The organism is Winogradskyella sp. PC-19, assembly GCF_002163855.1.
GTDB lineage: Bacteria > Bacteroidota > Bacteroidia > Flavobacteriales > Flavobacteriaceae > Winogradskyella.
In genome coordinates, this window is the sequence record NZ_CP019332.1 from 1,087,259 (window position 1) to 1,100,778 (window position 13,520).

12 protein-coding genes are annotated in these 13,520 nt (G+C 32.6%); 8 read left to right on the plus strand and 4 right to left on the minus strand.

Annotated features, from left to right (window positions below):
- Position 1 precedes the first annotated feature (1 nt).
- Positions 2-619: a recombination mediator RecR gene (gene recR, locus BTO05_RS05030; protein ID WP_087491610.1), complete on the minus strand. Its 618-nt coding sequence runs from the start codon at positions 617-619 to the stop codon at positions 2-4.
- Positions 620-710: 91 nt separating this feature from the next.
- Between recR and BTO05_RS05035 the strand changes: the two genes are divergently transcribed.
- On the plus strand, positions 711-2,234 hold the full coding sequence (locus BTO05_RS05035) for a sodium:solute symporter (protein WP_087491611.1): 1,524 nt from the start codon (positions 711-713) through the stop codon (positions 2,232-2,234).
- 4 nt (positions 2,235-2,238) lie between these two features.
- On the opposite strand, the gene BTO05_RS05040 is transcribed toward BTO05_RS05035, so the two are convergent.
- A complete protein-coding gene (locus tag BTO05_RS05040; RefSeq protein WP_087491612.1) occupies positions 2,239-2,601 on the minus strand; it encodes a CoA-binding protein in 363 nt (120 codons plus the stop codon).
- A 99-nt stretch (positions 2,602-2,700) separates the two neighbouring features.
- Here BTO05_RS05040 and BTO05_RS05045 point away from each other — a divergent pair, with 99 nt between their 5' ends.
- Entirely contained in the window at positions 2,701-5,169 is a 2,469-nt protein-coding gene (locus BTO05_RS05045) for an outer membrane beta-barrel family protein (RefSeq protein ID WP_087493295.1), read from the plus strand.
- A 449-nt stretch (positions 5,170-5,618) separates the two neighbouring features.
- On the opposite strand, the gene BTO05_RS05050 is transcribed toward BTO05_RS05045, so the two are convergent.
- Both BTO05_RS05050 and BTO05_RS05055 read right to left on the minus strand, forming a co-directional pair.
- Positions 5,619-5,849 (minus strand): hypothetical protein, encoded by a 231-nt coding sequence (locus BTO05_RS05050; RefSeq protein ID WP_087491613.1) that lies wholly within the window; start codon positions 5,847-5,849, stop codon positions 5,619-5,621.
- Positions 5,850-5,854: 5 nt separating this feature from the next.
- Positions 5,855-6,865 (minus strand): 3-oxoacyl-ACP synthase III family protein, encoded by a 1,011-nt coding sequence (locus BTO05_RS05055; protein WP_087491614.1) that lies wholly within the window; start codon positions 6,863-6,865, stop codon positions 5,855-5,857.
- Positions 6,866-7,064: 199 nt separating this feature from the next.
- On the opposite strand from BTO05_RS05055, the gene htpG reads away from it, so the two are divergent.
- The 6 genes from htpG (at position 7,065) to BTO05_RS05085 (ending at position 13,519) form a co-directional block, all read left to right on the plus strand.
- Entirely contained in the window at positions 7,065-8,951 is a 1,887-nt protein-coding gene (htpG, locus tag BTO05_RS05060; RefSeq protein WP_087491615.1) for a molecular chaperone HtpG, read from the plus strand.
- Positions 8,952-9,128: 177 nt separating this feature from the next.
- Positions 9,129-9,788 carry a carboxypeptidase-like regulatory domain-containing protein gene (locus tag BTO05_RS05065; protein ID WP_087491616.1) on the plus strand — a complete coding sequence of 220 codons (660 nt, stop codon included), beginning with the start codon at positions 9,129-9,131 and terminating at the stop codon, positions 9,786-9,788.
- 11 nt (positions 9,789-9,799) lie between these two features.
- Positions 9,800-10,798, plus strand: coding sequence for a transglutaminase domain-containing protein (locus BTO05_RS05070; protein ID WP_087491617.1), 999 nt, complete (start codon positions 9,800-9,802; stop codon positions 10,796-10,798).
- A 305-nt stretch (positions 10,799-11,103) separates the two neighbouring features.
- Positions 11,104-11,439, plus strand: a complete 336-nt coding sequence (locus BTO05_RS05075) for a hypothetical protein (RefSeq protein WP_087491618.1) — start codon at positions 11,104-11,106, stop codon at positions 11,437-11,439.
- A gap of 97 nt (positions 11,440-11,536) precedes the next feature.
- Positions 11,537-12,142: a Crp/Fnr family transcriptional regulator gene (locus tag BTO05_RS05080; protein ID WP_232459783.1), complete on the plus strand. Its 606-nt coding sequence runs from the start codon at positions 11,537-11,539 to the stop codon at positions 12,140-12,142.
- Between the two features lie 195 nt (positions 12,143-12,337).
- The gene (locus BTO05_RS05085; RefSeq protein ID WP_087491619.1) at positions 12,338-13,519 is read left to right on the plus strand and encodes an NAD-dependent epimerase/dehydratase family protein; all 1,182 of its coding nucleotides are present in this window, start codon (positions 12,338-12,340) and stop codon (positions 13,517-13,519) included.
- The last annotated feature ends 1 nt before the right edge of the window (position 13,520 follow it).

The following is a 13,520-nucleotide window of genomic DNA, read 5'->3' on the forward strand; positions in this document are numbered from 1 at the left end:
TTTATAGTTTTAAAGATGCTTCAAACGGAACACGATCTATAATACTACGACCAAGAGTGACCTCATCGGCATACTCTAATTCATTTCCAGCAGCAATTCCGCGTGCAATAGTCGATGTTTTGATATCGTAATCCTGAAGCTGCTTAAAGATATAGAAGTTTGTGGTGTCACCTTCCATCGTTGGACTCATAGCAAAAATAAGCTCCATTACTTCGCCTGTTTTTACCTTACTGACTAAGGCATCGATGTTTAAATCTTGTGGCCCAATACCATCCATTGGCGAAATCTTTCCGCCTAAAACATGATACAATCCTTTAAAAGAACCTGTGCTTTCAATAGCCATAACATCACGGATATCCTCGACAACGCAAATCAATTCTTTTTTCCGCATTGGGTTTGTACATATTTCGCACAACGCTTTGTCGCTAATATTATGACATGATTTACAAAAATTAATTTCTTCACGGACTTTTTGAAGTGCACTTGCCAGCAAAAAAGATTGCTCTTTGGGCTGTCGTAACAAATGCAGTACCAAACGCAAAGCTGTACGTTTACCAATACCAGGCAATTGTGACATTTCGTTAACTGCATTTTCTAAAAGTTTTGAAGAAAATTCCATAATGGCGAAGTTACTTATTTTTTAAATTTTGGAATGAATGGTATTGGTATTTCTAAAAAGTTTATTTTCGAAACAATAAATTTTATGTTTTATGTCTCCGACTTCCATCCTACTCATTATAGCTACATACTTTGGCGTTTTAGTGCTCATATCGTATTTCACAGGTAAAGAAGATACTAATGCTGCATTTTTTAAAGCGAACAAATCTGCACCTTGGTATTTAGTAGCTTTCGGAATGATTGGCGCATCTTTAAGTGGTGTGACATTTATTTCGGTTCCGGGATTAATTGGCGGACAAGAATTCGCATACATGCAAGGTGTATTAGGATTTTTTGTAGGCTACTTTGTAATTGCTTTTGTACTACTTCCGCTCTATTACAAATTGAATATAACGTCCATATACCAATATTTAGAGCAACGCTTTGGTATAGTAAGTTATAAAACTGGTGCATTTTTCTTTTTACTATCTAGAGTTACAGGAGCTTCGTTTAGACTATTTTTAGTCGCTTTAGCCATGCAATATATTGTGTTTGAGCAAATGGGTGTGCCGTTTTGGCTTACGGTTGTGATTTCAATTTTACTAATCTGGATATACACCTTTAAAGGCGGTATAAAAACCATTATCTGGACAGATACACTTCAGACTTTAGCTATGCTAACAGCTGTAGGTTTGGCTATCTATTTAATAAACGACAAACTGGGCTGGAGTTATACTGAATTTTTAAGCTCTGATACATTTGCTGAAAAAGGACAAATCTTTTTCTTTGATGATGTAAATGCCAAAACTTATTTCTGGAAATATTTCTTAGGTGGTATTTTCATCACTATAGCCATGACTGGACTTGACCAAGACATGATGCAAAAGAACCTCACTTGTAAAACCGAAAAAGACGCACAAAAAAATATGATAAGTATGTCTATACTTTTGGTTATTGTAAACTTTGCATTTTTATCACTTGGTGCATTATTATTTATTTACTCTGAACAATTTGGAGTACAAATACCAAATGTTGATGGACGCGTTCGTACAGATTTATTGTTTCCAGAAATTGCAATGAATCAAAATCTAGGAAAACCGTTAGCCGTCATTTTTATTATTGGTTTAATCGCAGCTGCATATTCTAGTGCAGATAGTGCATTAACATCACTTACTACTTCTTTTTCTGTAGACTTTTTAAATATTGAAAAACGCCCTGTTGAACAACAAAAACCTTTACGAAAAAAAGTACATGTAGGTGTTTCTGTGGTTTTAGTTTTAGTAGTAATTCTATTTAATATGTTGGATGGAAATGTTGTTAGTAATCTATTTAAATTCGCCACATTTACATATGGACCTCTACTAGGTTTATTTGCATTTGGAATTTTAACCAAACGTCATATTAAAGATAAATATGCTTGGATTGTAGCTCTACTTTCAATTTCATTAAGTTTTGCTATTACACTTTTACCAGAATCAGTAATCGGTAAGTATCAATTTCATTGGGAAATATTAATTCTAAATGGTTTTATAACCTTCTTAGGATTGCTTTTGATTTCAACTAAAATAAACATGAAATCTAAAAAAGAAATATCGGATTTACTTGAAGATAACGAGGACGCTAAGAAAATAGCCTAAGTTTCTAATACTGATTAGTTCCTAATAAAACTAAAGTGCAAGCCACTTCATATTCAATATTATTATCGAGTAATAACTTATAAAATTCAGGGTTTTCAGTCCCAGGATTAAAGATAACCCGTTTTGGATTTAGGCTAATAATGTAATCGTAATATTGCTCTTGACGTTTTGGATTTAAGTATAACGTTACCGTATCAATATTTTTATAATTCAACAATTCTGTATCGATATTAACGCCAGCAACTTCACCTTCACGTAAACCAAAAGCTTTGACAAGATGATTGTATTTCACCAAGCGATTAATAGCAATATTTGAATAACGTTCTGATTTTAAAGATGCTCCGAGGACTAAAGTTTTCTTACTCATAAAAATTTGTGTTAAGATATGTTAAAACAGGTAACAAGACATAAAAGTAGTCGTCTTAACAATAACAAACTATCAATCAATCAAAAAACAATCAAATCAATGAAAAACTATTTCATGTGGGTTGCCCTATTATTTTCTTTTGTGGCAATCGCTCAACCAAATTCAAATTCAGAAATTAAAGATGGCTCGATATCTGGTCGCGTCATGGATGCCACTTTAAAACAGCCGCTTCCGTATGTAAACATTATTATCAAAGACAAAGATGGTAAAGTAATTACTGGTGGAATTACAGATGACTCAGGTAATTTTTCTATTGGAAAAATCCCTGAAGACACAGTATTAGTAGACATTACTTATATAGGTTACAAAACAGTAACAAGAACTGTAGTGCTCGAAAAAGGAAATTACAAAATCAATCTCGGTGATATTAATCTAAGTGAAGATGCAGAAAGTCTTGACGAGGTAACTGTTGTCGCTGAAGTATCCACGATTCAACAAAAAATTGACAGAAAGGTTGTAAATGTTGGAAAAGATTTAACAACAGCTGGACCAACAGCTTCGGATATAATGAATAATATTCCGTCTGTAAATGTAGATCAACAAACTGGTGCTGTTGCCTTACGTGGTAACTCTAATGTACAGGTTATGGTTGATGGAAAACTATCTAATATACCTGCAGCACAGTTATTAAAACAAATTCCTTCGACGTCAATTAAACAAATAGAGTTAATTACTAACCCTTCAGCAAAATACAATCCTGAAGGCATGAGTGGAATTATTAACATTATACTTTATAAAAATGTAAATATTGGTTTTAATGGTAATCTTAATGTCGGACTTAGCTATCAAATTGAGCCAAAATTTAATAGCTCTATTGATGCAAATTACCGAAATGGGAAGTTCAATTTTTATGGAAGCTATGGCAATAGCTTCTCTGACAATGTTAATGAAGGTCGCTTAGCTCAGACACAAACTGGTCTAACCCAGACTTTGGATATACTAAATGAGAACGATACACATCTTTACAAATTTGGAATAGACGTTTATTTAAATGAAAAAAATACGTTATCCATTTTTACCAATCAAAATGTATTTGATGGCTCTGCGATTGTCGGTACAGAATTGACAAATACTATGAATAATAGCACGCAACTGCAAAGTATTTTAGGAGAAAGTGATAATACAAGTCAACAATATAATTTTAATTACAAATATGATATTGATGAAGGTCATAATATAGAATTAGAAGTTGATCATAATATTTTTGACAGTAATAGCGATACAAATAACTTATTTTCTGGAAATAATATTAGACCAAATTTCGCGGAATTTACAGGAACTAATAGAACAAGAACTACTATAAATCTTGATTATGTGTATCCAATTTCTGAATCTGCAAAACTTGAAACTGGTTTGCAAGCACGATTATTCGAAAACAATCTTAATTACAACTCTGATGCTCGTGTATTAAATTCAATGGGGATGTTTATACCAACACAAACTGCATTTGACTACACTAGAGACATATACTCTGCTTATGCTAGCTACGGTAAACAACTTGAAAAATGGTCATATCAAATAGGTCTTAGAGCAGAAAGTGTAGAAGTAGACGCCTTTGCGGTTGATACAGATTTAACAGACAATTCGACAATAGACTTTCCCTTTGAGAACGATTATTTTCAGCTATATCCATCAATGTTTGTTAATTATAAAGCATCAGACAAGAATGCATATCAGTTTAGTCTAAGTCGCCGCGTTGATAGACCTGGAGTCGGTGATGTAAATCCTGTGCCAGAATTTAATACAGCTATAATATCGGAATTTGGAAATCCTGAGTTGGTTCCTCAATTTACAAACTCAGCAGAGTTTAATTACACACGCCAACTTAAAAAAGGAAGTCTGACAGCAGGCGTATTCTACAGACTTATTGAGGACGAAATTAATCAAGTTGTTATTGTCGACAGATCTGATTTAAACTCTGGTCGTGTAATATTAACAAGAGGAAATTTTGATACAACAAGCGCATATGGTTTTGAAATATCTAGTAGTTATAAACCAACAAAATGGTGGAGCATAAATGCAAGTTTTGACTTATACAATCAAAAACAAAAAGGTATTGCTGAGTCTATCGACCCAACTTTATCAAACCCAACTGAAAATGACATTATAACATCTGTAACTGAAGTTGATAATTTAATCATGAATTTTAGAATGTTTAATAATTTTAAAGTATCTAAAAAGTTATCCTTTTCTGCCTTTGCGTTTTTTCGCAACAAAGAAACTGGTCTAAATTTTGAAGTTGACCCTATTTACTTTCTTAATCTAGGCATGCGTTACAGCTTCTTGCAAGACCAACGTGCAACATTTAGCTTAAACTTTAATAATGTTTTAGACACTCAAGAAGTTAGTGTTTTTAGCGCACGTCCTATCCAACAACAAGTAAATTTTGAAGGTGAGTTTAAGCAAATATTTGCCGGATTATCATATCGATTTGGAGGTGGTAAATACAGAGCTAAATCTAGAAAAAACAGAGATAATGACGAGAAAAACGATGGTGGTTTCTTTTAGAGAGTACTATATTTTTAATAACCTTTCTTAATAGTTGATGGTTAGTGTTAGTGTTAGGTTATTAAACAGAAACCCGAAGCAAATTTGTTTCGGGTTTTTATTTGGCATACGGTTTGATAAATAGATTATGTAATGATAATTAATACTTATCGACTTATCCTATAACTAGTTAAGGTTAGCAATTATTTGAGTTAGTCTTCAAAATAAAAAAACTAAAATTAGATATAGTAAAATCCAAAGGTTGTCCGCCTTTGGATTTTTTTGTTAATCTGGCGTTAATAGTGTTAAAGTTTGCAATAAAAGAAAAGAAACTACGTCTATATAATTGATAAGTTTTTTAAGTGATTATAAGCTAAAATTGAGCTTATAATTAGTGTTAGTTAATTTAGTTAATAACTAGAGAAGCCGAAACTGGGGAGTTTCGGCTTTTTTTATTTTTTTGATTCTAATTATTTCGAATATTTATTCTTGATGTAATTTGCGTAAATCATAAACGTCACTAAGATAGACATAGACATCAACCCAATCATAACCATATTCTTACGTTGAAAAAGAGTTTCTTTAAAAGCATTTGTTGCTGCAGAAATCAGAAATAAGTTACCAACAAAACAGATAATTGCAAATACAATTACAACTAACTTACTTGGATGAGTTATAAAACTTTTAGACTTATCAGTCATCTATATTACCATTTTATAATTGCACTTCCCCATGTAAAACCACTACCAAAAGCTGCAAGTACTACATTATCGCCTTCTTTTATTTTGCCTTCTTCCCAAGCTTCAGTTAAAGCAATTGGAATAGATGCTGCTGTCGTATTACCATAACGCATAATATTATTATACACTTGGTCATCGCTTAATCCAAATTTTCGCTGAATAAATTGTGCTATACGCAAGTTGGCTTGGTGCGGAATTAGCATATCAATACTTTCTTTTTCTAGATTATTCTTTGATAAACCTTCCATTATGACTTCACTAAAACGAACAACTGCATTTTTAAATACAAACTGTCCATTCATATACGGAAAATAACTTTCATCATTTGGGTCGTTTTCAGCAATTATATCGTTCACCCAACGTTTTCCCATTCCTGGAGCAATCAAAACTAATTCTTCGGCATGTTCTCCTTGAGAATGCAAATGCGTAGACAATATGCCTTTTGTTGTGTCTTCTTCTCGTGATAAAACTGCTGCGCCAGCGCCATCTCCAAAAATTACGGTAACACCACGACCACGAGTCGTTTTGTCCAAACCGTGAGAATGTAATTCGCTACCAATAACCAATATGTTTTTATACATACCTGTTTTGATAAAATTGTCTGCCACGGATAGTGCATATACAAAGCCTGAACATTGATTACGTACATCTAATGCGCCTACAGTTTTTATATCCAACGCATGTTGTACTTGCACACCAGGACCAGGGAAATACATATCTGGACTTAAAGTCGCAAAAATGATAAAGTCAATATCGTCTTTATCAATACCAGCACGTTCAATAGCAACTTTAGCGGCTTTGACACCCATAGTTGCAGTAGTATCTCCACTTCCTTTTTCTACCCAACGACGTTCTTTAATACCAGTTCTTTCGGTAATCCACTCGTCATTAGTGTCCATAAACTTGGACAAATCGTCATTAGTAACAACATTATCTGGCACATATTTGCCTAAGCCTATTATTTTTGAATTGTACATAAATGTAATATTAAGGGAAAACAAATTTAACCAAATAAGACCACAACAAAATAGTATTCGTTATGCACGCATAGTATATAAAATTATGTCATCTTGTCATTTATTTACACTTGGTATTTTATTTGAATAACAAATGAAAGTATAGTAAAACATAAAAACTACACTTCTGCTATTGCAGAAATGACAAAATCAAAATATCATGACAAAAGGAAACATTAATGTATCGGTAGAAAACATCTTTCCATTAATTAAAAAATTCTTGTACAGCGATCACGAAATCTTTCTTCGTGAGCTAATAAGTAATGCCACTGACGCAACTTTAAAGCTGAAACACTTAACCAATATTGGTGAGTCAAAAGTTGAATATGGTAATCCACAGATTGAGGTAAAAATTGACAAAGATGCTAAGAAGCTACATATTATTGACCAAGGTTTAGGTATGACTGCTGAAGAGGTTGAAAAATACATAAACCAAGTTGCTTTTTCTGGAGCTGAAGAATTTTTAGATAAATATAAAGACTCTGCCCAAGATTCAGGAATTATCGGGCACTTTGGTTTAGGCTTCTATTCTGCGTTTATGGTTGCAGATAAGGTAGAAATCATAACTAAATCTCATAAAGACGAACCTGCAGCACATTGGACTTGTGATGGTTCTCCAGAATATACACTTGAGGCATCAGAAAAGACAGAAAGAGGAACAGAAATTATACTTCATATTGCAGAAGATTCTACAGAGTTTTTAGAAGACGATAGAATCAGTGCACTTTTATTAAAGTATAACAAATTTATGCCTGTACCAATTAAGTTTGGTACAAAAACTGAAACGTTACCAAAACCAGAAGATGCAAAAGAAGACGAGCCTGCACCAACACAGGAAGTTGAAAATATCATTAATAATCCAAATCCAGCATGGACAAAACAGCCTGCAGATTTAGAAGAACAAGATTACAAGGATTTTTATCGCGAATTATACCCAACACAGTTTGAAGAGCCTTTATTCAATATCCATTTGAATGTAGATTATCCTTTTAACTTAACAGGTATTTTATATTTTCCGAAAATGTCTGCAGATATGCAGATCCAAAAAGATAAAATTCAATTATACCAAAATCAAGTATTTGTAACGGATAATGTCGAAGGTATTGTACCAGAATTCTTAACCATGCTTCGTGGTGTTATTGACTCGCCAGACATTCCTTTAAATGTGTCACGTAGTTACTTACAGGCAGATGGTGCGGTTAAGAAAATTTCGTCTTACATAACTCGTAAAGTGGCTGATAAGCTTAAGTCAATCTTTAATAATAGTCGTGAAGATTTTGAGGCCAAGTGGAATGACATTAAAATAGTTATTGAATACGGAATGCTATCTGAAGAAAAATTCTTTGAGAAAGCAGATGCTTTTGCATTATACCCAACTGTAGATGGCAAGTATTATACTTTTGAGGAGTTGACAAATGCTATAAAAGCAAAGCAGACAGATGAGGATGATAAAATGGTAATTCTTTATGCTTCTGAGAAAGATGCGCAACATGCATATATCGAAGCTGCAAAGGCAAAAGATTACGAAGTTTTATTGTTAGACTCGCCTATCGTTTCTCACCTAATTCAAAAATTAGAAACCACAAAAGAGAACATTTCTTTTGCTCGTGTAGATGGTGACCACATTGATAACTTAATCAAAAAAGAAGATACCGCTATTTCGAAATTATCTGAAGACGAAAAGAAATCTTTGGATGAGTTGTTGAAAGAAGTTGTACCATCAGAGAAGTTTATGGTGCAATTGGAAGCTATGGATAGTAATGCGTCACCATTTATGATTACACAACCAGAGTTTATGCGTCGTATGAAAGAGATGCAACAATCTGGTGGTGGCGGAATGTTTGGAATGGGCAACATGCCAGAAATGTATAACCTTGTTGTTAATACAAATTCTGAATTGGTTGGAGAAATCTTAAACACAAAAACCAAAAAGAAACAAGAACGCTTAATCAATCAAAGTCTCGATTTGGCACGTTTGTCTCAAGGTCTTTTAAAAGGAGAAGAGTTAACAAACTTTATTAAGCGTAGCTACGATATGATTAGATAGTTTTTCATTAAAAAACTAATATATAGACAAAACCACTTTGCAAAAACAAAGTGGTTTTTTTGTGACTATCTCTAAAGTGTTTTTCACTCATCAAAAGGTAGTGTTTACTAAATATCGGTTTTAAAAAGTAAAATAGAAGTCTAGGTTTGATTTATAATAACACTAAAACTATTTATTATGAAAAATCAATTAAACCTTAAGGTTAACAAACCTTGTTTAGAAAATTTCAATCAATTCGCACCTACAGAAAAAGGTGGGTTTTGTAATTCTTGCACAAAAGAAGTCATCGACTTTACAGCAATGAAAGATGCCGAAATTGTAAACTATTTTAAAACAAACTCAGACGAAAATACGTGTGGAAGATTTAGGAGTCATCAACTAAAAACTTATGAAGATCCAAACAAAATAGAAACAAGATTCAGTTTTGCAAGCCGAATTGGTATTGCTTGTCTCGCTTTATTTTCTTTTGGAGTAATACAAGGGCAAAATACTAAAACCGGTAAGGTAAAGGTGACAAATACAATACAAAATGAAGGTATTGTAGTAAAAGGTAATGTCTCTGAAGGCACAATCCCATTACCTGGCGTAAATGTAATCCTTAAGGGTACCAAAATTGGGACTCAAACAGATTTTGATGGTAACTTCACTTTTCCTCAAAAACTAAAAAAAGGAGACGTCTTACTATTTAGCTACGTAGGTATGGAATCTCAAAAAGTAGTTATTAATGACGGGAAATCAGCTTCTAAAATTGCTTTGAAGGTAAACATGGAACTCGACGAAATTATAATCATGGGAGATGTAGCCTCAAAAAGAGTATTTAAATCTAGAAGAAACTAATCCGTATTGCTATGAAAAAGATTCTTCTTTTATGTCTTATTGTGCACTCATTGAGCATTGCTCAAGTTTCGGATTTTAAATCTATCGATTTTACTAAAGCCGATAATATTGCAAAGCTAAACAAAGGCGCTAGTCTAAAAAATATGGGCAAGTTAGTTCACAATTTAACTTACAAACTTCCTACAGAAATTGAGAAATTTAGAGCTATACATACTTGGGTTTGTGAGAATATAAAAGGAGATTATTCGCAAACATCAAAAGCACTAAGAAAAAAAAGACGTTTTAAGGATAATCCTGAAACCTATCTTGTTTGGAATAAAAGGTATCGAAAAAAAGCTTACAAAAAGCTATTACGTTACAAACGCACCATGTGTACAGGTTATGCTTACATTGTTAAAGAATTATGCTTCTTAGCAGGCATAGAAGCCAAAATCATAGATGGTTATGCTAGGACATTTGATGCAAATATAGATGCTTTAGAGTTTCAAAATCATTCATGGAATGCCATAAAGATTAATAACAAATGGTATTTGTGTGACACGACTTGGTCTAGTGGCTATATGAATGAAAATTCAGTATTTATAAAAGACTATAACGATGGCTACTTTTTAGCTGACCCTTTGTTATTTTCAAAAAACCACTACCCGATTGAAAAAAAATGGCTTTTGGTAGACACCTTGACTAACTCAGACTTTGTCCCTGGACCAATAGTTTATGGAGAAGCTTTTAAATATAATGCAACACCTATTTTTCCGATAGAGATGGAAGTAAAAACCGCAAAGGGTAATGCAGTAAATTTTAGTGTTAAATCTGAAGATGTTGCTTCAGAAAAGGTTTCGTTGTTGCACACATTTCGCAATGGTGAAAAAAAACTTGATATAACAGATGTATCTAACGAAAAAGGGTTAATAAAGTTTAAACACCGTTTTAAGAGAAGAGGTTATTACGATATACATCTAAAAATTGAAGATGACATTATTGCAACTTATACGATTAATGTGACCAATTAAGCATTACACTAAAACACAGATTAAAACCACTCTAAATACTTGGAGTGGTTTTTTTATTAAGAAAATATGCTTGATATTTATACTAATGAAAGTCAATCTCAAAGACCGTATCAATTTTTGTAAAACTGCAGTAAAAAAACACTTGTTTTTGATACTTGGCGGATTTCTCTTTATTAGTATCGGATGTATTTTAATCTACATTGGTACTATAGTCAATAAGGACAGTGTTTTCTTTTATATTTTCGGAGGTTTTTTTTATCTCTTTCATTCTATTTATATGGATTTACACATTGCCTTCTAGCTTTATGTTTTACTACGAAAAAGCCTTATTTAAAAAATACGGAAGCTATACAACAGCGACTATTATAAGTAAAACCAAAGAAGACCACTCTTACGAAGATGGTATTGGGAAGCATAAAAAGCATGTCGAGTTTTACATGTATCTAATCGAATATCAATTTAACTACAACTCAAAGGATTACACTAATCATTTTTATTTAAATGAAAAAAAAGTTTTTGATAAGTTAGAAATAGGTAACGACATACCTATAAAATTCTTAAGAACCAATCCCAAAGAGTCAGATCCAAGGCGACAAAAGCTATGCATTAACATAGGTCTAAAAAGAACCCTATGTAGTTAAAAACTTGCTAATCAACCATTTATTTTGTCACAATAACATCTTTTCACTAACTTATAAGGGATATGTTAAGTATGTGAAAAGCGATAATTCTAAAATATTGACAATCCTAAAAGGCCTTTCTTTTTCAGAATCCGAAATTGAGATTATAGAGTCTGTATTCCATAAAGCAAGCTACTCAAAAGGGACTATCATATTAAAAACAGATGATGAAGTAAACTACCAGTATTATACATTAAAAGGCAGTTTACACTCATATTACTTAGATAATGACGGAAAAGAACATACTGTTCAATTTGCAATTAAGGATTGGTGGATAAGTGATTATACTGGTTTTTTTACGGACTCTAAAGCCATACTTAATATAGAAGTAATACAAGATGCCATACTATACAAAATCAGTAAACAGGATAAGGAAAAGCTTTACGAAAGGATACCTAAAATAGAATCATTTTTTAGAAAAAAACTTGAAAGTGCTTTTGCAGCTTTTCAAAAAAGAATTCTTGGTACTATCTCTCAAACAGCCACGCAACGGTATTTAAACTTTATAAATACATATCCAGATATAGAAAAGAGTGTTAAGAATTACCACATAGCTTCATACTTTAGGTATAACAACAGAGAGTTTAAGCCGAATACGGAAAGAGTTATCTTCAAGATGAATAAATTAACATACATCAATTTAGTTCATCATTCAATATTGTAAATTTGCAAAATACTCAGGAAAATACCCCCATTTTCCTAAATGAATAATAGCTGAAAAAGCGCAATTTCTTATACAAATTGCGCTTTTTATATTTGTACCTAAATAGTCGTCCTTACACAAAAGTTTTTACTCAGCAAATTAGAGAATATTTGAGATTTATTCTATTTATTTTAAATTTATAGAAATCTAACATCTATGAGAAAGAAAAACACAAGGCGTGACTTTATAAAAAAAACGACATTGGCAGCAATGGGAATGCCTTTAATAGGGTCGTCACTCGTAAGTTGTTTAGAGAATAACACTTCAGCAAAGACTTTAACAGATATTAATGACATCAAAAGACTAAAGATACTCATACTTGGAGGTACTAGTTTTTTAGGTCCACACCAGGTCAATTATGCGGTTAAAAGAGGTCATGAGGTATCAATATTTACTCGTGGAAAAACTAAGCCAAAATTATTCAAAAATGCTTTTGAAAAAGTAGAACATTTAATCGGAGATCGCGAAGACAATCTCACAGCATTAAAAAATAGAAAATGGGATGTAGTTATAGACAACTCTGGCAGAAAAGTACAGTGGACAAAAGACACAGCAAATCTTCTTAAGGACAATGTTGGCATGTATATGTACACATCGTCAACAGGTGTTTATTACCCATATTTAGATGCTTCAATAAGCACAAAAACTCCAATTGTTTTAGAATTACCGAAAGGTCTGACTGAGGACGAAAAATATGAGCATGACTATGGCATTATGAAGGCAAAATCAGAGTTAGAAGCTTTGAGTATTTTTGGCAAAAACAGATTTGTAGCAATTAGACCAACTTATATGCTTGGCCCAGGAGACAGAACTGACCGATTTGTACATTGGCCCTTACGTCTTTCTAAAGGTGAAGAAATATTGGTGCCTGGCAAAAAAAATGACCTAGTGCAATACGTAGATGTTCGTGATGTTGCCGAATGGTTTATTAGACTTGCCGAAAATAGTCAAGCTGGTACATTTAACGCTGTTGGCCCAAAAGAAAAGCAAAACGTATTGGATTTTGTAAAAGAAGCTTCAACAACATTTAATAAAGCATCTACATTTGTACTAGTTGATGATTACGATTTTTTAAAAGAAAATAATATCTACTTTCAGATTCCTTGGGTAATGCCTGATAAAAAGCATTTTGGTTCTGCTAGAATTGATAACAAAAATGCAATTGCTGCAGGATTAACCTTTAGACCATTGAAAGAGACAATCTTAGATACTTATAATTGGTGGAATTCTGATATAATTGATGCAGTTAGAAAAGAAAATTATGAAACAAATAAAAACACTTTATTAGCAAAAGAGAAAGCTTTATTAGCAGAGTGGTCAGAGTTACATAAAGGTTAAA